The sequence below is a fragment of the Corynebacterium pollutisoli genome (genome assembly GCF_900177745.1).
Lineage (GTDB): Bacteria > Actinomycetota > Actinomycetes > Mycobacteriales > Mycobacteriaceae > Corynebacterium > Corynebacterium pollutisoli.
Window position 1 is genome coordinate 222,421 of record NZ_FXAR01000004.1, and the last position, 21,327, is coordinate 243,747.

Genomic DNA, 21,327 nt, shown 5'->3' on the forward strand with positions numbered 1-21,327 from the left:
GGTCCATCCTCCGTTGGTCACACAGGGGTGTACTTCTCTAGGCTATGGACAGTACACCGGCAGAAAAGTATGTCTTAAATATTTAGGAGAAGGACTTGGCCACCGGCCTCTCACAACCCTCCCCGTCCGTCAACCGGCCACCACGGCTGCTGAGCTGGATCGTCGGCATCGTCGCCGCACTGTTCATCCTCGCGCCGATGGCGATCGGTTTCTACACCGACTGGCTCTGGTTCGGTGAAGTCGACTTCCGCGGCGTGTTCACGAAGGTGCTGCTCGTCCGCGTGGCGCTGTTCGTCATCTTCGCGCTCATCGCCGGCTTCATCGTCTGGCTCGCCGGGTTCTTCACCTGGCGCAACCGCCCGGACACACTGGAGACACTCGACCTCAACTCACCGGTCCACCAGTACCGGCAGGCGCTGGACAAGTCCGTGCGCGCCCTGCTCATCGGCATCCCGGTGGTCATCGGCCTGTTCGCCGGCTTCGTCGGCCAGGGCACGTGGCGCACCGTCATGATGTTCCTCAACGGCAGTGACTTCGGCGTGCAGGACCCCCAGTTCGGGCACGACCTCGGCTTCTACGCCTTCAGCCTGCCGATGATCCGCCTCGTGGTGGACACCGTCTCCATCCTGCTGGTCGTGGCGTTCCTCATCGCGCTCGTCGGCCACTACCTGCTGGGCAGCATCCGCATCGGTAACCAGGCGATGGGCGTCAAGGGCCACATCTCCCGCCCCGCCCGCATCCAGCTCGCTGTCACCGGTGGCCTGTGGATGCTCCTCCAGGCCGGCTCCTACTTCCTGGACCGCTACTCTCTGCTCTACAACGAGCAGGAGACCTTCACCGGCGCCAGCTACACCGCGATCCACGCCCACCTCCCGGCGAAGATGATCCTCATGATCATCGCGATCTTCGTCGCCGTGGCCTTCTTCTCCGCGATCGTGCTCAAGGATCTGCGCATCCCGGCGCTCGGTGTCGTCCTGCTGCTGTTGTCTTCCTTCGTCATCGGTGTCGCCTGGCCGCTGCTCATGGAGCGCTTCTCCGTCCAGCCGAACCGTGTGGCCAAGGAGGCGGAGTACATCTCCCGCAACATCGAGGCCACCCGCCAGGCCTACGGGCTGACCGACGACCAGGTCACCTACCTGGAGAACTGGGGCGCCGACGGCGCCACCGACGAGGAGGTCGCCGCCGACGAGGCCACGATCTCCAACATCCGCCTGCTGGACCCGGAGATTCTGTCCCCGACGTTCACCCAGATGCAGCAGCTGCGTAACTTCTACGGCTTCCCGGAGACCCTCAACGTCGACCGCTACGAGGTCGACGGCGAGCTCCGCGACTTCGTCGTCGCCGCCCGCGAGATGGACCCCAACGCCCTGCGCGAGAACCAGCGTGACTGGATCAACCGCCACACCGTCTACACCCACGGCAACGGCTTCATCGCCGCCCAGGCCAACACCGTCGACGAGGCGGCCCGCGACGCCGGTTCCACCCGTGGCGGCTTCCCCGTGTTCACCGTCTCCGACCTGCAGACCAACGCCGCCCGCCAGGCCGCCGAGGAGGCCGAGGAGCTCGGCATCAAGGTCGACCAGCCGCGCATCTACTACGGCCCGGTCATCGCCAACTCCAACGACGGCGCCGACTACGCCATCGTCGGAGACAACGGCTCCGGCCCCGTCGAGTACGACACGGACACCTCGTTCTACACCTACGACGGCTCCGGTGGCGTCGACATCGGCAACATCATCAACCGGGCCGCCTTCGCCATGCGCTACCAGGAGATGAACCTCATCCTCTCCGACCGCGTCCACGGCAACTCCAAGATCCTCTTCGAGCGTGACCCCCGGTCCCGCGTCGAGAAGGTCGCCCCCTGGCTGACCACCGACTCCAAGACCTACCCGGCCGTCATCGACGGCCGCATCAAGTGGATCGTCGACGGCTACACCACCCTGCGCGCCCTGCCGTACACCGAGCAGACCTCGCTCACCGAGACCACCGCCGACGCCCTCAACCCGGACGGCACCACGCAGCGACTGATCACCGACAACGTCGGCTACATCCGCAACTCCGTCAAGGCCACCGTCGACGCGTACGACGGCACCGTCGAGCTCTACGAGTTCGACACCGAGGACCCCGTCCTCAAGGCCTGGAAGGGCATCTTCCCGGACACCGTCAAGCCGGAGTCCGAGATCTCCGACGAGCTGCGCCAGCACCTGCGCTACCCCGAGGACCTGTTCAAGGTCCAGCGCGACCTCCTGGCCCGCTACCACGTCGACGACCCGGGCGTCTTCTTCACCAACGACGCCTTCTGGTCCGTCTCCGAAGACCCGACCGCACCCGAGGGGCGCACCAACCTCAACCAGCCGCCGTACTACGTCGTCGCGGCCGACCCGGAGACCCAGGAGTCCAGCTTCCAGCTGATCACCCCGTTCCGTGGCCTTGAGCGTCAGTTCCTCTCCGCGCACATGGCCGTCAGCTCCGACCCGGAGACCTACGGCCAGATCACCGTCCGCGTCCTGCCGACCAACACCCAGACCCAGGGTCCGAAGCAGGCGCAGGATGCGCTCATGTCCTCCGACCAGGTGGCCCGTGACCGCACCCTGTGGGAGGGCACCAACGAGCTGCACAACGGAAACCTGCTGACCCTGCCGGTCGGCGGCGGCGAGATCCTCTACGCCGAGCCGATCTACTCCCAGCGCAAGAACCAGGAGTCGGCGTTCCCGAAGCTGCTGCGCGTGCTCGTGTCCTACAAGGGCCGCGTCGGCTACGCCCCGACGATCTCCGAGGCACTCGAGCAGGTCGGCATCGACCCGCGCGCCGCCCAGGACATCGCCGGCACCCCGACCGAGATCAGCCCGGAGGACCCGGGCGTCGAGGCCGCGACCACGCCGGACGAGGAGACCGACGAGGACGCCACCGAGACCGAGGCACCGACCCCGCCGGCCGGTGGGGCAGGCACCGAGGGTGAGGCCATCGACCGGATCAACGAGGCGCTGCGCAACCTCGAGACCGCCCGCGACGGCTCCTTCGAGGAGTACGGCAAGGCACTCGACGAGCTGGATCGCGCCGTCTCCGACTACCAGTCGCTCGGCAACTAGTACCCGGGCAGCCTGGGGATTTGTGAAGATCCCCGGGCTGTGGGTATAGTTCAACATCTGCCGCGGAAACGTGGCCAGGTGAAAGTGAATAGCACCCGTCGCGGGGTGGAGCAGCTCGGTAGCTCGCTGGGCTCATAACCCAGAGGTCGTAGGTTCGAATCCTGCCCCCGCTACCAATTCACCACGACACCCTCCCAGCCTCACGGCCGGGAGGGTGTTGTCGTTGGTGGGGTGGGTGACCCCGGGATCAGTACCCCGGGACCGCTGCGATACCGGGGTTGTGGTGCCGCGTATGTACGGGGCCCGGGGTAGGGATACCGGGGTGAGGGTGTCGGGGTAGGGATACCGGGGTCGCGGTGAGCGACGCGCCGGGGCCCCGAGCGCTCGTGCCACGAATCCGGGGCCGGTGAGTGGTCTTGTCCGGCGCGGGCGTCGATAAGCGGCGTGCCAGGGGATTTGGGGTTCCGCCCAGCAGGTTGATATAGTCACACATGTCGTTACGGCGACGGTGAAAGTGAATAGCACCCATCGCGGGGTGGAGCAGCTCGGTAGCTCGCTGGGCTCATAACCCAGAGGTCGTAGGTTCGAATCCTGCCCCCGCTACCAATTCACCACGAGGCCCTCTCAACCACAGGTTGGGAGGGTTTCGTCGTTCCCGGGGTCTACCAGTGGGTGTCATTTCGGATTCATGGGCCGATATTCATGCAGCGTGGATGACGGGTTCATGCCGCGGCAACGGAGAATTTACTTTCACGGGGGAGGCCCAGCGGAAGCCCTGTGTTCACAGGAGCTTCGCATGCCTTTCCCCCAATCTCAGGAGAAATCCATGATCTTCCCGTCCCTGCGCCGTCGCCTCTCGGCCACCGCCGCTGCTCTCGTCGTGGGCAGCCTCGCTCTGACCGCCTGCGGCGATGCCGCCGACGAGACCACCACCACCGCCGCCGACGGAAACGGCGGCGACAACGGCGTCATCACCATCACCGGTGTGCCCGCCGAGGAGGCCACCGCCCTGGTCTCCAAGTTCGAGCTGCTCATGGAGGTCATCTCCGAGGAGACCGGCAAGGAGGTCGAGTTCTCCTCGTCCACCGACTACGCCGCCGTCATCGAGGCGCTCGTCGCCGGCCAGGCTGACATGGCCATCGGTTCCCCGTTCTCCTACGTCCGTGCCTCCAAGGCCGGCGCAGAGCTCGAGCCGCTGGGGGCCGCATCGAGGAGGAGGGCGACGAGCCGGGTTACGTCTCCTACGCTCTCGTCCGACCGGGCTCCGACATCCGGGAGCTGGCCGACTCCGAGGGGCGCACGGTCTGCTACGTCGACCAGGGTTCCACCTCCGGCTTCCTCTACCCGTCCGCCGGTATGATCGACGCCGGCCTGGACCCGGAGGAGGATGTCGAGGCCATATTCTCCGGCTCCCATGACGCCGCCGTCCTGGCCCTGCTGGACGAGACCTGTGACACGGCCTTCGCCTACGACTCCATGGTCGAGGTGCTCATGCCGGGCCGCGGCGAGCTCTCCGAGGACGACTACGAGGTCATCTGGGAGTCTCCGCTCATCCCAGCCTCCCCGATCTACATGAACACCGGCACCCTCGACCACCCTCGAGGAGACCGACACCCGCGTGCAGACGGCCCTGCGTTCCAACGGCGCGACCGAATGACAGGTGTTCTTCGGGGCAACGCTGCGGAAGGTGGCCCCCGCGGTCATCGCGCACATCATCTACCAGCTGGACGTCAACTTCCGCTCCGCCACGTTGCTCGGCGTCGTCGGTGCCGGCGGCATCGGCTTCTACCTCCTCAACGCCAACCGCGTCCTGCAGTTCGAGGTGGTCACGTTCATCCTCGTGCTCGACGTGGCGGTCGTCCTGGCGCTGGAGGCCACCGCGGTGCTGCTCCGCAACATCGTGCGCTGACCTACCCTCGGCGGTATGGAGCAGCGCCGCACGACCTACGCCGACATCGCCTACGGGCCCCACGCGCGGGCCCGCCAGGCGGCGGTCGGTGCCGACAACCGCCTCGTCGATCCGGGGAGCGGACCGTTCACCCTCGACGGCCGCGACCGGCGCCAGATCCGGGAGGCGGACATGTTCTACCTCGCCACAGTCACCGACTCCGGCTGGCCGTACGTGCAGCACAAGGGCGGGCCGGCGGGTTTCGTCCACGTCCTCGACGACCGGACCCTCGCCTTCCCGGACTTCCCCGGGAACCTGCAGTTCGTCACCGCCGGCAACCTCGACCGGGACGGCCGGGTGTGCCTCTTCTTCGTCAACTTTCCGACGCGCCGCCGGATCAAGGTCTTCGGTCATGCCCGCGTCGTCGAGGCCGCCGACGACCCGGGGCTGGTGGCCCGCGTGCGCGACCTCGGGCGGACCTCCGACCGGGAGATCCGCACGGAGATCGAACGCGTCATCGTCGTCGCCGTCACCGATGTCGACGCCAACTGCACCCGGCACATCCGGCCGCGGTGGGACCGGGACGACGTCGAGAAGCGTATTGATCTCTACCGGGCCGAAATAGCGGAACTCACCGCGCGCATCGCAGAGCTTGAAGAGGGTGCGGATTCCGCTTTTTCCAGGGGAAACGGCACCACCCCGTAACCTTTCGGACACGACATTCATGTCCATGCTCGCGAACGCTGCGGGCGTGGCATGATGTGGGGGTATTTGTTCGGCTCCACCAGAAGGGGACCCCACCCACATGCGACGGCACGCCCGCGTAAAGAAGATCATGACGGCAGCAATTGTGACCGGAGCGGTGACGTGGGCGATGCCGACCGTGGCGGCACAGGCGCCGCAGCCGGAGCTCCCCGCAGCATCCTCCATCGAGGTTCCGGCCGTGGAGGTGCCGGTGGAGGTTCCGGCCGTGCCCGCCCCGCAGCCGGTCGAGGTGGCGTCGGCGGACATCGTCAACGGGGTGCGCGCCCAGCTCGCGTCCCTCGGCGTGCAGACCCCGGGCGTGGATGCGGCGGTGACCGACGCTGTCGACAAGGCGATCGTCACCCACATCCCGAACACCCGCCTGCGTGAGCAGACCCCGGAGGTCCCCGAGGTCGCCGAGGTCGCCGAGGTCGCCGAGGTTGCCGCGCCGGAGGCCCCGGCCCCCGAGCGTGCCGCCTACGCCGACGGCGAGTCCTGGGTCGACGAGACCGAGGCCGCACTCGACCAGAACTACCGCTGGACCGACCACCCGATCGACAAGGTCATGGCCGGCAAGCCCTTCGCCGACTGGGTCCTGCACCGCGTGCCGGGCTCCTGGTTCGATGCGCCGCGCATCCCCGAGGAGTCCATGGTGGTGCAGAACCAGGACAAGTCCCTCTACGGCCCGGGCACCCCGATCTTCGTAGGCGACCAGGTGATGTGCACCCTCGGCGTTGTCGGCACGGATGCCGAGGGCCGCAAGATCGGCATCACCGCCGGTCACTGCGGCAACCCGGGCGACAAGGTGTGGTCGGCCGACTCCTGGCAGGTCGGTGCCTCCGGCACCGTCACCGCCAGCAACAGGCTGCACGACTACTCCGTCATCGAGCTCGGCTCCAACTCCGAGATCACCCGCTCCTACAACGGTGTGACCGTCAACAGCCTCGGCGGCCCGGTCGCGCCGGGTCAGATGCTGTGCAAGCAGGGCGTGGCCACCGGCACCACCTGCGGTCACGTGTGGGCGGCCGATGAGGCCCTGCAGATCTCCCAGCTGTGCGCCATGGTCGGCGACTCCGGGGCCCCGGTCCTGGCGGGCGACCGCATGGTGGGCATGGTCTCCGGCGGTGTCCTCGCGGATCAGCGCTACTCCTGCCAGACCCCGCTGCAGGGTGCGCTGTTCATGCCGACGGTGTCGACCAACCTCGACAACGTGCTCGCGGACATGAACAACCGCGGCGGCGTCGGCGCCGGCTTCACGCTGGCCGACTAGCCGGTTGTCCGGCACCCGCGCCTGAACGCGACAGCCCTCCCGGGTCCACTCCGGGAGGGCTGTCGCGTTGTGGGGGTACTAACCGCGGATCGCGCCGAGCGCGGCGTCGTGCAGCAGCCCGTTGGTGGCGATGGCGTCACCGCCGTGCGGGCCGTCCTCGCCGGCCAGGGAGGTGAAGCGGCCGCCGGCCTCGGTGACCAGCACGGACAGGGCGGCCAGGTCCCACAGGGAGACCTCCGGTTCGGCGGCGATGTCCACCGCGCCCTCGGCGACGAGGCAGTAGGAGAAGAAGTCGCCGTAACCGCGCAGGCGCCAGGTCTCGTCGCTCAGGGCGATGAAGTTCTCGCGCAGGCCACGCTCGGCCCAGCCCTCGAGGGAGGAGAAGGAGAGGGAGGCGTCGGTGAGCGACTCGACCCCGGAGACGCTGAGCTTCTTCGGGGAGCCGCTGTTGAAGGAGCGCCAGGCGCCGGATTCGGCGGCGGCGTACCAGCGGCGGGCGAGCGCCGGGGCGGAGATGACGCCGACGACGGGCTCCCCGTCGACGAGCAGGGAGATGAGGGTGGCCCACACGGGGACGCCGCGGACGAAGTTCTTCGTGCCGTCGATGGGGTCGATGACCCACTGGCGGCCCTCGTGGGTGGCCTCGCCGCCGAACTCCTCACCGAGGATCGAGTCGGAGGGGCGGGCCTCGGCGAGCTTGGCGCGCAGGGCCTCCTCGCAGGCGAGGTCGGCGTCGGAGACGGGGCTCATGTCCGGCTTGGCGGTGACGTTGAGGTCGGTGGCCTCGAAGCGCTCGAGGGTCAGCGAATCGGCGAGGTCGGCGAGTTCGAGGGCGAGGGCAAGGTCATCGGCGTAACTGGTCATGCAGTCATCCTAGTCAGCGCGGACGACACTTGTTCCACAGCGCGGGAATTGCCCGCCACACACCAGGTGACCCCACCGGCCTCGACCTTCACTCCGGCACCTCCCGCACCCTCGACCAGCGCGAGGCCGGGCAGCCAGTCCCAGTCGGCGACGGAATGCTGCACCCACACGCCCAGTGATCCGTCGGCGACGGACGCCAGATCGACGGATCCGGCGCCCAGCATGCGCAGAGTCGCCACCTCGGCGACGGCGCGCATCCAGGCCTCGGCACGCTCCGGCTGCGCCAGGGAGGTGGGGTGGATGTAGGTGCCCAGGCACAGCTGGTCGGCGTCGATGTCCACGAGCTTTGCGACGCCCCGCCCGTCCCGCGTCGTGGGAATCCCCGGGCCGCCCATCCACGTGTAGCCCATCGCCGGGCGGTGGACCGCACCGAGGATGAGCTTCTCCGGGGCGGCGGGGGAGCCCTCCACCAGGGCCAGCGCGGAGCACCAGTAGTCCGATCCGGACGCGAAGTTGTAGGTGCCGTCGACCGGGTCGACGACCCAGTGACGTCCCGAGGCCGACGCCCGCTCCGCGCCCTCCTCCCCGAGGATGCCGTCCTCGGGGCGCAGCTGGGCGAGCGCCCCGGAGATGAAGTCCTCGGCGGCGCGGTCCGCGACGGTCACCACGTCGGAGACGGAGGTCTTCTGCTCGGTGGGCAGCCCCTGCTCCCGCAGCCGCCACGCCAGGCGGCCGGCGTTGTAGACGAGCGCCTGGGCGAGGTGCTCATCGGAATCCTGGTCGTGGGCGATGACGAAGGTCTTCGTGATCGCGGCGATCATGTCGTCGAGGCTGGCGGCGGGATGCTGTTGCGTCATGCGCACCATTGTGCCCCGTGCGGTACCGGGTGTCCGGATGAGGGTTGGGTGGCGGCGAGAGGCATATCACCTCAGGCACAACTTCCCATGGGTAGGTCGAGTGGTCGGGTCCGTCGGGGTGCCGCGTACTCGACCTATAGCTGCCCTGATATGCCTGCCGGGATATGCCGCCTTTCGGGCGTAGCGTGAAAGCATGCTGATCCTTGCGTTGTTGACCATCGCCCCGGTGGGGTACCTGCTGTGGCAGCGGCGCGAGCAGCCCGCCGCGCCGAAGCACCTGGGGCTCACCTTCGTCGGCGGCATCCTCGTGTGGCTGGCCACGATGAGTTGGCCGCTCGGCCCGCACGGTGACTACCTGCCCTGGCAGGTCATCCTCGCCGGCGCGGCGATGGTGGCGCTGACCATCGCGCTCGCCTGGTGCCTGCCAACCGAGGGGGCGGCCATCGGCTGGACCGCCGCCAGCGGATTCGCCCTGGCCTGGGGCGTGTGGGCCGGACTGCAGGATGATTCCGGACTGTGGGGTGTCGGCCTCATCATGGTTCTCCTCGGCGTCGGGTCGTCGCTTGCCCTGGTGGGGTGGCTGACCGGGGTGCTCAGACAGCGGAGAGCGGCATGAGCCCCATCGGCGCTCTGATTCTGGCGGCCCCGCTCGTCTGGCCGATCGGCATGATGATCATCGCCGGGCGGTCCCTGCGGGCCTGGGGAACGCTCGTCCTCGGGGTGCTCGGTGGCCTGGCCATCTGGATGACCACCATGCCCCGGATGCTGCTGGGCCACGAGTATCACTGGGCGCAGGTCGCGGCGTGCGGGCTGGCCTCGGTCATCCTCGTCATCGTCCTGGGGACGAAGGTCTCCCCGAAGGGCCTCTTGCCGGCGTGGGCGACGTCCTTCGGATTGACGGTCGGGTTTCTCCTCGCCGAGGTGCTCCCGGATGAGACGGGGATGTCCGCGATTGGTCTCCCCTTCATCGCGGCGGGCACCGCCGTGGGACTGGCCGTCCCGGCGGCTTTCGCGCGCGCCTTCCCGGAGCCGGAGACGGGGCCTGCGGAGGGGCGTCGAGAAGCACAGTAGAGTATGGGGTTATGCGACCGGACATTTCTGCAGCACTCGACGACCTCAACGCGACCCTCACCACGATCGAGAAGGTGATGGACCCGGAGGAGATGTCGGCGCGCGTCCGTGAGCTCGAGCAGCAGGCCGCCGACCCGAGCCTGTGGGACGACCCGGACCATGCGCAGCAGGTCACCTCCGAGCTGTCCGCCGTGCAGGGCAAGCTGCGCAAACTCACCGATCTGCGCCAGCGGCTGGAGGACCTGCCGGTCATGTACGAGCTCGCCGAGGAGGAGGGCGAGGGAGACGAGATGGCCGACGAGGAGCTCGCCGACATGCGCACCCAGATCGAGGCGCTCGAGGTGCAGACCATGCTCTCCGGCGACTACGACCAGCGTGAGGCGCTCATCAACATCCGTTCCGGCGCCGGTGGCGTCGACGCCGCCGACTGGGCCGAGATGCTCATGCGCATGTACACGCGCTGGGCGGAGAAGAACGGCCACAAGGTCGACGTCTACGACATCTCGTACGCGGAGGAGGCGGGCATCAAGTCCGCGACCTTCGTCGTCCACGGCGACTACATGTACGGGCAGCTCTCCGTCGAGCAGGGCGCGCACCGCCTCGTGCGTATCAGCCCTTTCGACAACCAGGGCCGCCGCCAGACGTCCTTCGCGGAGGTCGAGGTGCTGCCCGTCGTCGAGCAGACGGACTCCATCGAGGTGCCTGAGTCGGACGTGCGTGTCGACGTCTACCGTTCCTCCGGCCCCGGTGGCCAGTCGGTGAACACCACCGACTCCGCGGTGCGCCTGACCCACATCCCGACGGGCATCGTCGTGACGTGTCAGAACGAGAAGTCCCAGATCCAGAACAAGGCCTCCGCGATGCGCGTCCTGCAGGCCAAGCTGCTGGAGAAGAAGCGCCAGGAGGAGCGCGCCGAGATGGACGCCCTCGGTGCCGGCGGCCAGGCGTCGTGGGGCAACCAGATGCGTTCCTACGTCCTGCACCCGTATCAGATGGTCAAGGATCTGCGCACGAACTTCGAGGTCAACGACCCGACGAAGGTTCTCGACGGCGACATCGACGGCTTCCTCGAGTCCGGAATCCGCTGGCGCATGGCGGAGCAGCAGAGCGAGTAGCGCAACGCCAGCGGACACCCGCGTGGCCGTTGTCTGTGAATGATCACACTCGCCCCATCCGTCACACCCGGTTGGCTAAGGTGTGAGACGTGATCACCTTCGATTCCGTCACCAAGGTCTACCCGACCTCGACGCGGCCGGCCCTGGACAACATCTCGCTCACCATCGACAAGGGCGAGTTCGTGTTCCTCATCGGCCCCTCGGGGTCGGGCAAGTCCACCTTCCTCGAGCTGATGATCCGGGAGGAGAACGTCACCTCCGGTGACATCCGGTTCGCGGACTTCCACGTCAACCGGCTCAAGGGTGGGCAGATCAACCAGTTGCGCCGCCGGATCGGCTACGTCTTCCAGGATTTCCGCCTGCTGCCGAAGATGAACGTCCACGACAACGTGGCCTTCGCACTGGAGGTCATCGGCAAGAAGCGCGCCCAGATCACCAAGGCGGTGCCGGAGGTCCTCGACATGGTGGGTCTGGCCGCGAAGGCCGACCGCATGCCCAACGAGTTGTCCGGCGGTGAGCAGCAGCGCGTGGCCGTCGCCCGCGCGGTGGTCAACCGCCCGCTGCTCCTGCTCGCCGACGAGCCGACCGGCAACCTCGACCCGGAGACCTCGGACGGCATCATGGCCCTGCTCAGCCAGATCAACCGCGGCGGCACGACCGTGGTCATGTCGACCCACAACGCCCGCGCCGTCGACGACATGCGCCGCCGCGTCATCGAGCTGCACCTGGGCCGTCTCGTGCGCGACGACGCCCGCGGCGTCTACGGCGAGACCCGTTAGCGAAGGAGAAACCACATGAAACTCGGATTCGTCCTACGCGAGGCGTTCCGCGGCCTGGGCCGCAACTTCACCATGACCATCGCCCTCGTCATCACCACCGCCATCTCGCTGGCGCTTTTGGCCACCGGTTTCCTGGTGACCAAGATGACCGAGGACACCAAGGACATCTACCTCGACCGCGTCGAGGTGATGATCCAGCTCGACGAGGACATCTCCGCCAACGACGACGACTGTTCCTCGGAGGCGTGCCGCGAGGTCCGGGAGCTTCTCGACGGCGCCGACGGTGTCGATTCCGTCACCTTCCGTTCCCGAGAGCAGTCCTTCGAGCGTTTCGTCGAGGTCTTCGGTGAGACCGACCCGCAGCTCGTCGCCGAGACCTCCCCGGATGCCCTGCCCGCCGCCCTGCACGTGCGCCTGACCGATCCGCTCGACCAGGCCCCGCTGGAGCCGGTCCGCGACCTGCCGCAGGTGGACACCATTGTCGACCAGGTCGACGACCTGCGCGGTGCCACCGACAACCTCGACGCCGTCCGCAACGCGACGTTCCTCGTGGCGGGTGTGCAGGCGATCGCGGCGATTTTCCTCATCGCGAACATGGTGCAGATCGCGGCGTTCTCGCGCCGGGACGAGATCTCCATCATGCGCATGGTCGGCGCCTCCCGCTGGTACACGCAGGCCCCCTTCGTCCTCGAGGCGGTGCTGGCCACCATCATCGGCGCTCTGCTGGCCACGGCCGGGCTGTTCCTGGGTAAGGAGTTCGTCATCGACAAGGCCCTGCGCGGTCTCTACGACTCCCAGCTCATCGCCCCGGTGACCACCGCCGACATTTGGCTCGTCGTGCCGGTCGTAGCGCTCATCGGCATCGTCTTCGCAGGCCTGACCGCTCAGGTGGCGCTGCGCAGTTATGTGAGAAAGTAGAAGCCATGACCTGGACCCTGGCGCTGACCGCCACCCCCTTAGGCCTCGGTGCCGCCAAGATCGGCGCCGCCGGCACCCCGGAGATCACCGGCTTCTTCCCGGAGGTTGACCGCGCGGTACGACTGTCCTCCGAGGGTGAGGAGAACCGCGCCCCGGACAGGGCCGTCCTCATTGTCGAGACGGACCTCAAGCCGCACGAGCTCAAGTGGTACCTCGGCGAGCTCATCATCGCGGGCATCCCGGGGCACAAGGTGCAGGTCCGTACGGACGTCGAGGTCCTGTCCACCGCCGAGGGCGAGCAGGCCACCCTCGTGGAGTACCCGGTCGAGGCCCCGAAGAAGAACTTCTTCGGCGCGCAGCCCGACCCGGTGCCGACTCCGGTGACGGTGACGTTCCCGACGGCGGGGGAGAAGTCCTACGAGCGGGTGGACGTCGCGAAGCTCGCGCTCGAGCACCCGTCCACTGAGTCCCTCGTCTCCGTCCCCGAGCCCACGGACACCCCGCAGGAGCTCAACCCCGAACGCGGCATGATGACCACCCGGTTCCTGCTCGTCCTGGCGATCGCGCTCATCGTCGTCCTGGGAGTCGTGTTCCTTCTCTGATGTGGGAGCTGGGGCTGTCGTACGGGGAGAGCGGTGTCGGTTCGGCCGTCGACAGGCACCTCATGGGCAGCTTCCCGACGCTCGCCCGCGCCGTCCATGCCGCCGCCCAGCTCGGCGACGGGCCGCCGCGGCGCGTCGTCCTCGTCCACCCCTCCGGGATGTCCGTGACGGATCTCGGTCGCGTCGTCGGTGAGCTGGCCGTCGCCGGTGTCGCCGATGACGACGTCCAGCTACTCACCGACATCGAGGTCCTGCACCGCCTCACCGGCCACCGCGTCCTGCTTATCGACGCCGACCGGGACCTCCTCACCACCTACCCCGGGCGGAGCGAGCCTTTTGATGCGGACCGGGTGGCGGCGCTGGTCGCCAAGCAACCGTACGACACGACGGTGGCACTGACCGGCCACCCGGAGCTGCGCGACCGCCACCACGTCGCCGTGCGCGACTACGCGCCGATGATCGTCGAACGCCCCGCCCTCGCCGCCCTCGCGCTGCAGGTGCCCGCCACCACCGAACTCAGCTCCACCCCGCGCACCGCCGGGGCGCTGCGCCGTCGGCCCCTCGCGCCGTGGGTGCTGGCGACCATCCCCGTGATCGCCGTCATCCTGCTGATTCTCCTGCTGTAACATGGTCCGGACTATGGGCAAGAAGAAGAAGACACAGGACCGCAGCGTCCTGGCCACCAACCGCCGGGCCCGGCACGACTACCACATCCTCGAGACCTACGAATGCGGCGTCGTGCTGGTGGGCACGGAGATCAAGTCGCTGCGCGAGGGCAAGGTGTCCATCGCCGACGCCTTCGCCACCGTCGACGAGGGCGAGGTGTGGCTGCGCAACCTCCACATCCCTGAATACTCCATGGGATCGTGGACCAACCACTCTCCGAAGCGCACCCGCAAGCTGCTGCTGCACCGCCGGGAGATCGACTCCATCATGGGCAAGGTCCGCGACGGCAACCGCACTCTCGTGCCGCTGCAGCTCTACCTCAAGGACGGCCGCGTCAAGCTCGAACTCGGCCTCGCGCAGGGCAAGCAGGACTACGACAAGCGCCAGGACATCAAGCGCCGCACCGAGGAACGCGAGATCACCCGTGAGCTCGGCCGCCGCGTCAAGGGCATCGCGGGATGATCCGCGCCGCCAAGCTGCACGACGTCCTGCGTGGTGACGACACCGTCCAAGGGCGGGGCGTGCTCGTCGACCGGCTGTGGCCGCGCGGGGTGGCCAGGGACGACGTGGAGTGGGAATGGCTCAAGGACGTCGCACCGTCGCCGGAGCTGCGCAAATGGTTCGGGCACGACGTGGAGAAGTGGGAGGAGTTCCGCCGCCGCTACCGCGCGGAGCTCGACGAGGGCGCCGGCGAGGCCCTGGCCGGGGAGGACAACCTCACCCTCCTCTACGCCGCCGCCGACCGCGAACATAATCACGCACTGGTTCTCGCCGAGTGGTTGACGGATAAGGTTAACAACAGTTAACATGGACCATCCTGCGGAAAAGATGCACATCCCGTCCGCAGAGTACGGGGCTGATTCAGGTTTCGACTTCGTACATTGAGCCAGGGGAAGCGTGCCGGTGCAGGCTGAGGACCACCGTAAGCGTCGCAGCAAACCCATAAGCGCCGAGAACACTCAGCGCGACTACGCCCTCGCTGCCTAAGTAGCGACCGCGTGTCTGTCAGACCGGGCTCGTTCCCGACCCGGACCCTGGCATCGACTAGGGAACTTGCCGTCCGGCCGCGTCAGCGGGGTTGGACGGGACACCTACCGCTGACTGGGCCCATCATCCGGAACGTGTTCGTCCGAGCCGGAGGGCCGAGCAGAGATCCAGCGCGAACTGCGCACGGAGAAGCCCTGGCGAGGTGACGGAGGACCCGGGTTCAATTCCCGGCAGCTCCACCGAAGAGGGAAACCCCAGACCATCACTGGTCTGGGGTTTCCTCTTTTACTCTGCGGGTGTCACCCAGTAGTCGAGGTGAACGTCCTTGAGCCTCTTCCACGTCGGGGTCGTGGGATCGTCCGGGTGTGCCACGGCGACCATGACGCCCGGACCCTGGATCGCGAGACGCTCCCGGCAGACCCCGCAGGGGTTGAGAACCAGGTACCGGCCGTCAGGGTGCCGAGCCAGGCAGATTGACGCCACCAGGCACTGGCCCATGCGGCAGGCGGCGCAGAAAGGCTCGGTCTCATGGCACAACTCCACACCGGCGTTGAGGACCTCGGGGGCGGTGCCGACCAGCACGGTGTCGTCGGCAAGCAGCATCGCCGCGGCACCCGGAAAGCCCTCAGCGGCGGGGAAACCCGATTCGATGGAGGCCTGGCATTCATTAAAAAGCCCGGGCCCAGAGGGCTCGGGCTTCCCCGGCGCTACGTCGGTTGCGGTGTTAAGTTCTGGACATGCAGAAGCCTTTCGAGGATCTGTCCCGGGAGTTTGCCGCGTCCATCGCCGAGGTGGTGGACGCCCACGCCGGGACATTCGACGGGCAAAAGGTCACGGGGCTGGCGCTGTGCCCGCCGATGACCACCTGGTGCCGTACCTGGGTGTGGTGTTCGCCGGGGACACGGATGACCCGGACGCCCTAATCGAAGAGGTCTATGGCCAGTGGAGCCCGCAGGAATCGGGAAGGAGATCAGCAACGAGCGCCTGGATGCTGCCGGCAACAGCACCAATGATCTCGCGTCGGCCTGGCCGGAGGAGGGCTGGGCCAGCTTCGGCCCGCTGCTCCGCCAGGCTCTGGTGGAGGCCCTCGGTGCCCCGGCGGTGCGGGAGGCACTCACTCGCAACGGGTGGGACCCGTTCCTGTACCTGTTCCTGGCGGGTGAAGGTGTGGTGGATGGGGAATCGCTGCCCGTGCTCAACCCCGGTCGCCAGGCGGATCCGGATTACCGGGCGCTCGAGCGCCTGACGGGCGTCTAATTACCGGCACCGGGCACACGGACTGCGCAAGCAGTAGTAAAGATCAGGGTTTCGGGGCCCGAATTCGGACCATCTTCACTACTCTTGCGCAGTCCGCGCCCCTGATCACTCAGGGACGCGGCGGGTGGTGCCACTACTCCCGGTGCCCAAGGGGTGCGGCACCGGGAGCGACCGGCTATCCCTTCACCGCACCGGTGATGCCGGAGACGATGTAGCGCTGCAGGATGATGAACAGCAGCACGACGGGGGCGGCGGCGATGACGGCGCCGGCGGTGAACACGCCCCAGTTCTCGCCGAACTGGACGGAGACGAACTGGTAGAGGCCGACGGCCAGGGTCCACTTCTGCGGGTCCTGCAGGACGATCTGCGCCATGAGGAAGTCGGAGAAGCTGGCCACGAAGGCGAGCATGCCGACGACCACGAGGGACGGGGTGATCAGGGGCAGGACGATGCGCCAGTAGACCTGGGCGTGGGAGGCGCCGTCGATGACGGCGGCCTTGTCGATCTCGGTGGGCACGGTGTTGAAGAAGCCGAACATGAGGAAGGTGTTCGAGCCGAGTGAGCCGCCGAGGTAGATGAGGATCAGTCCGGGCAGGGAGTTCAGGCCCAGCCAGGGGTAGACGGACTTGATGGAGAACATGAGCAGGAAGATCGCGACGAAGGCGAGCAGCTGCGGGAACATCTGCACGATGAGCAGGGCGATGAGGCCGGGGCGGCGGGCCTTGAAGCGGTAACGCGAGAAGGCGAACGCCGCCGCGGCACCCATGAGCACGGTGCCGATGGCCGTCACGGAGGAGACGATCATCGAGTTGATGAACCAGCGCATGTAGGGGTGCTGTTCGTCGGTGAGCAGGTTCTGGTAGTTCTCCGGTCCGATGGACTGGAAGAGCTGGTTGGATCCGGTCAGGGTGCCCTCGGAGGACAGGGACGCGGAGACCACGTAGAGGATGGGGAACAGGGCGTAGACGATGATGAGCCACGCCACGATGTGGCGCCATCCGCCCCGTTTGAACTGCCGCCAGGGAGAGCGGCGGTTGACCTCGAAGTCGGTGTCGGTGACCTGTGTGGACATCAGTCGATCTCCTTCAGGGAATTGGAGCGGACGAGGGTGATGGCGGAGACCACCGCGACCATGATGAAGATCATCAGGGAGATGGCGGAGGCGACGCCGTACTGGTTCTCACCCGAGGCGAACGCGATCTTGTAGACGAAGCTGATGAGGATGTCCGTCGCGCCGACTCCGGTGGGGGAGTCGAGATCGCGGGGTCCGCCACCGGTGAGCAGGTAGATCACGTTGAAGTTGTTGAAGTTCATCGCGAAGCTGGCCACGAGCAGCGGGCCGACGGCGACCATGAGCAGCGGGAGGGTGATCTTCCGGAACGTGGTCCACGCCCCGGCGCCGTCGATCTTGGCGGCCTTGTACACGTCGTCCGGGATGGACTGCAGCGCACCGGTGGTGACGAGGAACATGTAGGGGAAGCCCAGCCACAGGTTGACCATGACGGCGGAGAAGCGGGCGAGCCAGGGGTCGCCGAGCCAGTTGATGTCCGCGCCGCCGAAGAGGATCTGGTTGAAGAAGCCGAAGTCGGTGTTGAGCAGACCGGCCCAGATGAGGATCGACAGGAAGGCGGGGAAGGCGTACGGCATGATGACCAGCGCGCGGTAGAAGCCGCGGAACTTCATGTTCGGGTCGTTGAACAGCAGCGCCATGAGCAGGCCGGCGAAGAAGGTCAGGGCGACGGAGAGGAACGCGAAGACGAACGTCCAGGCGGTGACCTTCATGAAGGGGCCGGCGTAGGTCGAGTCGGCGAAGACCTGCGTGAAGTTGGACAGGCCGACGTTGACGCGCCAGCCGGGGAGGAGTTCCTCGCCGGACTCGGAGGCGAAGCTGCCGGTGTCGTTGGGGGTGTAGACGGTGCCGTCGGCGGCGATCATGGCGTCCTGCGCCTCGTCGTAACGCATCGTCGAGACGTAGGTGGTGGAGGTCCGCGCGTCGTTGGTGCGCACGACATCGCCCTCGTCGGGGGACAGCACACGGACGTCGAGGACCTCCTGCTGGCGGGCCATGGCGTCCTCAGCGGTGAGGACCTCGTAGCCGTCGACGGCGGTGATCCGTCCGTCCTCGACGGTGGCCTCGACGGGGGTCAGTTCCTCGCCGGTGGTGGCGGCGAGGACCCGGTCGGCGTCGTCAAGCACGGCGAGGCCGAGGCCGTCGTCGCCGGAGATGACGATGACGGGGCGGGCCGGGGCGTCGGGAACGGGCTCGTCGTACTTGAGCTCGATCGCCGTGATGGCGTCGTCCTTGGTGGAGTTGTGCCCGTCGCCGTAGTTGGTGAACGCGATGCCCGCGGTGTAGATCACCACGAACACCTGGAAGATGAGCAGCATGACGGCTGCCGGGTAGAGGTACTTCCAGGGTCGGGTGCGGCGGTCGTTCCAGAAGTAGATGACGTTCGCGCCGATGAGGCCCGCCACAAGGAAGACCAGTATGCCCCACTGCCCGGCGAGCCAGGAGGCGGCGATGCCGTAGAAACCGAAGGCGTTGATGGCCGCCATGATGAGGAGCTTGATCGCCAGACCGGTTCCTGCTTGACGACGCCGCGGGGCCGGCGCCTCATCCGCCACGGGGCGGGAGTCCAGTGTGGTGGTCACGATTCAATCGCCCTCTCGATGTTGGTGATCATGTTGTCCCACAGTTGTTCGGCGTCGCCGGCACCGGTGACGATGCCGTTCTGCGTGGTGCCCCAGAAGTTCCACACCGCACCCATCTGCGGGATGGACGGCATGGGGGCGCCGTCCTCCTGGGCGATGCGGGCGTACTCGGCGAGCACGGGATCGCCCATGTTGTCGAGTGCCTCCTTGTTGGCGGGGGGACGTTGGTTGTTGGAGAACAGCTCGAGCTGGACCTCGGGCTGCGACAGGTAGTTGAGCGCCAGGTCCCGCGCCGCGAGCGGGGAGGAGGAGTTGGCGTTGATCATGAAGGAGGACACGCCGACGAACGGGATCGCGGGCTGCCCGCCGGCCGAGGGCACGGAGAGGACCTCGATGTCCATGTCCGCGGCCTGGATGTCCGGCAGGTTCCAGGGGCCGGCGATGAAGTAGGGGGATTCGCCGTCGATGAAGGCCTGCTTGGAGATGTCCGGGGTCATCGTGACGATGAGGTCGCGGTTGGCCCCCATCTCGGCGAGGTAGTTGGCAAAGGCGCGGCCCTCGTCGCCGCCCATGCCCAGCTCGGCGGTGTAGGCACCGTCGGCGTCGCGCTCGAAGACCTCGGCACCGAAGGAGGACTGGATGGGGTAGAGGTGGTACGGATCACCAGAGGCCTCGGACTGGCTGGTGGTGAAGGGATACTTCGCGACGCCCTCGTCCATGAGCCGGTGGCCCTCGGCGAGGAGATCGTCGAAGGTCTCCGGGGTGTGATCGGTCATCGCGTTGTTCCGCAGGAGGGCGACGTTCTCGATGATGAAGGGCACGCCGTAGTAGCGGCCGTCGTACGTGACGGCCTGCAGGGCGATGTCGACGAAGTTGTCCTCCGGGTCGATGAGGTCGACGGGGGATACGGCACCGTTGTTGACCACCTGGCCGAGCACGTCGTGCGGGGCCACGATGATGTCGGGGCCTTCCCCGGTGGGGACCTGGGTGAGGAAGTCGGAGAGCATCTGGCCGTTGTAGTTGCGCTGGATGACGCGGATGCTCACACCCGTGTCCTCCTGGAAACGCTCGGCGACCTTCTCCAGGCCGGGGACCTCGTACTGGGAGGCCCAGATGGTCAGGGGGCGGGGTCCGCCGAGGAGGGCACCGGAGCCGGCGGCCTGACCGCCACCGCTGCCGCAGGCGGTGAGTGCTCCACCCGCGACGAGCAGTCCGGCCGCGCCGAGGAACCGGCGGCGGGAGAATCGGGGGGAGGTCACTGGGCACGCACCTCATCGGTGCGCAGCGACTCACCGGTCTCGCCGTCGAAGAGGTACAGGGACTCGGGCGTGAACCACAGGTCCATGGTGTCGCCGCCGGCCACGCGGGTGGCGTTGGTGAGGCGGGCGACCAGCTCGCCGCCGAGCTCATCGACGCCGGCCTCGTGGGCGGCCTCGCGGGCGGCGTCGGTGGGCTTCTCCACCTCCGGCGGGGAGAAGTAGACGAAGCGGTCGGCACCGGTGGACTCGACGAGGCTGAGGTTCGCGGAGATGGTCATGCCCTGGTCGCGCTTCTCCGGGGCGACGAGGTAGGCGTCCTCGAAGGCCTCCGGGCGCAGGCCGAGGATGACGGATTCGGAGGTGGCGCGGGAGGCGGCGTCGACAAGCGACTCCGGGAGGTGGATGTCACCGAAACCGGTGGAGACCACGTCTCCGCGCAGGCGACCCGGCATGAAGTTCATCGACGGCGAGCCGATGAAGCTGGCCACGAAGAGGTTGGTGGGGGAGGCGTAGAGCTCGTCGGGGGAGCCGGCCTGCTGGATGACGCCCTTGCGCATGACCACGACGCGGTCGCCGAGGGTCATGGCCTCGGTCTGGTCGTGGGTGACGTAGACGGTGGTGACACCGAGGTCCTGCTGGAGGCGGGCGATCTCGGCGCGCATCTGGACGCGGAGCTTCGCGTCGAGGTTGGACAGCGGCTCATCCATGAGGAAGACCTTCGGACGGCGGACGATGGCGCGGCCCATGGCCACGCGCTGGCGCTGACCGCCCGAAAGCTGCGCGGGCTTGCGGTCGAGGTACTCGTCGAGGCCGAGGGAGGCGGAGACCTCCGCGACCTTGTCCTGGATCTCGCTTTTGGGCATGCGGGAGAGCTTGAGCGGGAACTCGATGTTCTCGCGGACCGTCATGTGCGGGTAGAGGGCGTAGGACTGGAAGACCATGGCGATGTCGCGGTCGCGGGCGGAGAGGTCGTTGACGACCTGGTCGTCGAAACGCAGTTCGCCGCCGGTGATGTCCTCGAGTCCGGCGATCATGTTGAGCAGCGTGGACTTTCCGCATCCCGACGGCCCGACGAGGATGACGAACTCGCCGTCACGGATGTCGAGGTTGGCGTCGGTGATGGCGTGGTAGCCGTTGGGGTACAGCTTGTCCACGTGGTCCAGGGTGATGGTGGCCATTCGATATTCCTTCTGTGGGGGAAGTGCGAACCAATGAGCCCGAGTCTATCTGTGAGGACTGACCATCGGTAGTGTTTGATGTGATCTACACCGCAGTGCTTGACGTGTCATCACCGCTCGGTTATGTTGTG

At 67.4% G+C, this 21,327-nt stretch carries 22 protein-coding genes, 2 tRNA genes, 1 other RNA gene and 1 pseudogene; 19 read left to right on the plus strand and 7 right to left on the minus strand.

The window, feature by feature from the left end:
- Positions 1 to 95 precede the first annotated feature (95 nt).
- From B9Y70_RS07350 to B9Y70_RS07385, 7 genes and pseudogenes are all read left to right on the plus strand, one after another.
- Positions 96 to 3,089 carry a UPF0182 family protein gene (locus B9Y70_RS07350; protein ID WP_085549610.1) on the plus strand — a complete coding sequence of 998 codons (2,994 nt, stop codon included), beginning with the start codon at positions 96 to 98 and terminating at the stop codon, positions 3,087 to 3,089.
- A gap of 99 nt (positions 3,090 to 3,188) precedes the next feature.
- A tRNA-Met gene (locus tag B9Y70_RS07355) sits at positions 3,189 to 3,265 on the plus strand.
- A 353-nt stretch (positions 3,266 to 3,618) separates the two neighbouring features.
- A tRNA-Met gene (locus tag B9Y70_RS07360) sits at positions 3,619 to 3,695 on the plus strand.
- A gap of 427 nt (positions 3,696 to 4,122) precedes the next feature.
- Positions 4,123 to 4,610, plus strand: a pseudogene (gene phnD / locus B9Y70_RS13230) (phosphate/phosphite/phosphonate ABC transporter substrate-binding protein); the annotation flags it as partial.
- 166 nt (positions 4,611 to 4,776) lie between these two features.
- A complete protein-coding gene (locus B9Y70_RS07375) occupies positions 4,777 to 4,998 on the plus strand; it encodes a PhnE/PtxC family ABC transporter permease (RefSeq protein WP_143337565.1) in 222 nt (73 codons plus the stop codon).
- A 15-nt stretch (positions 4,999 to 5,013) separates the two neighbouring features.
- Positions 5,014 to 5,682 carry a pyridoxamine 5'-phosphate oxidase family protein gene (locus B9Y70_RS07380; RefSeq protein ID WP_085549613.1) on the plus strand — a complete coding sequence of 223 codons (669 nt, stop codon included), beginning with the start codon at positions 5,014 to 5,016 and terminating at the stop codon, positions 5,680 to 5,682.
- 130 nt (positions 5,683 to 5,812) lie between these two features.
- Positions 5,813 to 6,991 carry a S1 family peptidase gene (locus tag B9Y70_RS07385; RefSeq protein ID WP_240309166.1) on the plus strand — a complete coding sequence of 393 codons (1,179 nt, stop codon included), beginning with the start codon at positions 5,813 to 5,815 and terminating at the stop codon, positions 6,989 to 6,991.
- A 78-nt stretch (positions 6,992 to 7,069) separates the two neighbouring features.
- Here the strand turns inward: B9Y70_RS07385 and hisN are convergent, their stop codons facing one another.
- Both hisN and B9Y70_RS07395 read right to left on the minus strand, forming a co-directional pair.
- Complete coding sequence (gene hisN, locus B9Y70_RS07390) at positions 7,070 to 7,855, minus strand: histidinol-phosphatase (RefSeq protein WP_085549614.1); 786 nt, start codon at positions 7,853 to 7,855, stop codon at positions 7,070 to 7,072.
- Entirely contained in the window at positions 7,852 to 8,721 is an 870-nt protein-coding gene (locus B9Y70_RS07395; protein ID WP_085549615.1) for an inositol monophosphatase family protein, read from the minus strand. Before B9Y70_RS07395 ends, hisN begins: the two co-directional genes overlap by 4 nt.
- 184 nt (positions 8,722 to 8,905) lie before the next feature.
- Between B9Y70_RS07395 and B9Y70_RS07400 the strand changes: the two genes are divergently transcribed.
- The 10 genes from B9Y70_RS07400 to ssrA all read left to right on the plus strand — a co-directional run bounded on the left by B9Y70_RS07400 (position 8,906) and on the right by ssrA (position 15,092).
- A complete protein-coding gene (locus B9Y70_RS07400) occupies positions 8,906 to 9,328 on the plus strand; it encodes a hypothetical protein (RefSeq protein WP_085549616.1) in 423 nt (140 codons plus the stop codon).
- On the plus strand, positions 9,325 to 9,783 hold the full coding sequence (locus B9Y70_RS07405; RefSeq protein WP_085549617.1) for a hypothetical protein: 459 nt from the start codon (positions 9,325 to 9,327) through the stop codon (positions 9,781 to 9,783). Before B9Y70_RS07400 ends, B9Y70_RS07405 begins: the two co-directional genes overlap by 4 nt.
- Positions 9,784 to 9,794: 11 nt before the next feature.
- Positions 9,795 to 10,898, plus strand: coding sequence for a peptide chain release factor 2 (gene prfB / locus B9Y70_RS07410; protein WP_085549618.1), 1,104 nt, complete (start codon positions 9,795 to 9,797; stop codon positions 10,896 to 10,898).
- 89 nt (positions 10,899 to 10,987) lie between these two features.
- Positions 10,988 to 11,677 (plus strand): cell division ATP-binding protein FtsE, encoded by a 690-nt coding sequence (gene ftsE / locus B9Y70_RS07415; RefSeq protein WP_085549619.1) that lies wholly within the window; start codon positions 10,988 to 10,990, stop codon positions 11,675 to 11,677.
- Positions 11,678 to 11,692: 15 nt separating this feature from the next.
- Positions 11,693 to 12,595, plus strand: a complete 903-nt coding sequence (gene ftsX, locus B9Y70_RS07420) for a permease-like cell division protein FtsX (RefSeq protein WP_085549620.1) — start codon at positions 11,693 to 11,695, stop codon at positions 12,593 to 12,595.
- Positions 12,596 to 12,600: 5 nt separating this feature from the next.
- On the plus strand, positions 12,601 to 13,197 hold the full coding sequence (locus B9Y70_RS07425; protein WP_085549621.1) for a hypothetical protein: 597 nt from the start codon (positions 12,601 to 12,603) through the stop codon (positions 13,195 to 13,197).
- Positions 13,197 to 13,823, plus strand: coding sequence for a hypothetical protein (locus B9Y70_RS07430; protein WP_085549622.1), 627 nt, complete (start codon positions 13,197 to 13,199; stop codon positions 13,821 to 13,823). Before B9Y70_RS07425 ends, B9Y70_RS07430 begins: the two co-directional genes overlap by 1 nt.
- A 13-nt stretch (positions 13,824 to 13,836) precedes the next feature.
- Positions 13,837 to 14,325 (plus strand): SsrA-binding protein SmpB, encoded by a 489-nt coding sequence (gene smpB / locus B9Y70_RS07435; RefSeq protein ID WP_085549623.1) that lies wholly within the window; start codon positions 13,837 to 13,839, stop codon positions 14,323 to 14,325.
- On the plus strand, positions 14,322 to 14,669 hold the full coding sequence (locus B9Y70_RS07440) for a DUF488 domain-containing protein (protein WP_085549624.1): 348 nt from the start codon (positions 14,322 to 14,324) through the stop codon (positions 14,667 to 14,669). The genes smpB and B9Y70_RS07440 overlap by 4 nt, the downstream gene beginning before the upstream one ends.
- A 46-nt stretch (positions 14,670 to 14,715) precedes the next feature.
- Positions 14,716 to 15,092: a transfer-messenger RNA gene (gene ssrA / locus B9Y70_RS07445) on the plus strand.
- A gap of 43 nt (positions 15,093 to 15,135) precedes the next feature.
- On the opposite strand, the gene B9Y70_RS07450 is transcribed toward ssrA, so the two are convergent.
- Complete coding sequence (locus B9Y70_RS07450) at positions 15,136 to 15,666, minus strand: cytidine deaminase (protein ID WP_240309167.1); 531 nt, start codon at positions 15,664 to 15,666, stop codon at positions 15,136 to 15,138.
- On the opposite strand from B9Y70_RS07450, the gene B9Y70_RS12920 reads away from it, so the two are divergent.
- Together B9Y70_RS12920 and B9Y70_RS12925 are read left to right on the plus strand one after the other, a co-directional pair.
- The gene (locus tag B9Y70_RS12920; RefSeq protein WP_205410430.1) at positions 15,588 to 15,773 is read left to right on the plus strand and encodes a hypothetical protein; all 186 of its coding nucleotides are present in this window, start codon (positions 15,588 to 15,590) and stop codon (positions 15,771 to 15,773) included. The two genes, B9Y70_RS07450 and B9Y70_RS12920, sit on opposite strands and share 79 nt — an antisense overlap.
- A gap of 19 nt (positions 15,774 to 15,792) precedes the next feature.
- Complete coding sequence (locus B9Y70_RS12925; protein WP_205410426.1) at positions 15,793 to 16,107, plus strand: hypothetical protein; 315 nt, start codon at positions 15,793 to 15,795, stop codon at positions 16,105 to 16,107.
- Between the two features lie 175 nt (positions 16,108 to 16,282).
- On the opposite strand, the gene B9Y70_RS07460 is transcribed toward B9Y70_RS12925, so the two are convergent.
- The 4 genes from B9Y70_RS07460 to B9Y70_RS07475 are packed head-to-tail and all read right to left on the minus strand — an operon-like array spanning position 16,283 to position 21,196.
- Positions 16,283 to 17,179 (minus strand): sugar ABC transporter permease, encoded by an 897-nt coding sequence (locus B9Y70_RS07460; RefSeq protein WP_085549625.1) that lies wholly within the window; start codon positions 17,177 to 17,179, stop codon positions 16,283 to 16,285.
- On the minus strand, positions 17,179 to 18,759 hold the full coding sequence (locus B9Y70_RS07465; protein ID WP_085549626.1) for an ABC transporter permease subunit: 1,581 nt from the start codon (positions 18,757 to 18,759) through the stop codon (positions 17,179 to 17,181). Before B9Y70_RS07465 ends, B9Y70_RS07460 begins: the two co-directional genes overlap by 1 nt.
- Positions 18,756 to 20,018: a sugar ABC transporter substrate-binding protein gene (locus B9Y70_RS07470; protein WP_085549627.1), complete on the minus strand. Its 1,263-nt coding sequence runs from the start codon at positions 20,016 to 20,018 to the stop codon at positions 18,756 to 18,758. The genes B9Y70_RS07465 and B9Y70_RS07470 overlap by 4 nt, the downstream gene beginning before the upstream one ends.
- Positions 20,015 to 21,196: an ABC transporter ATP-binding protein gene (locus B9Y70_RS07475; protein WP_085549628.1), complete on the minus strand. Its 1,182-nt coding sequence runs from the start codon at positions 21,194 to 21,196 to the stop codon at positions 20,015 to 20,017. Before B9Y70_RS07475 ends, B9Y70_RS07470 begins: the two co-directional genes overlap by 4 nt.
- Between the last annotated feature and the right edge of the window lie 131 nt (positions 21,197 to 21,327).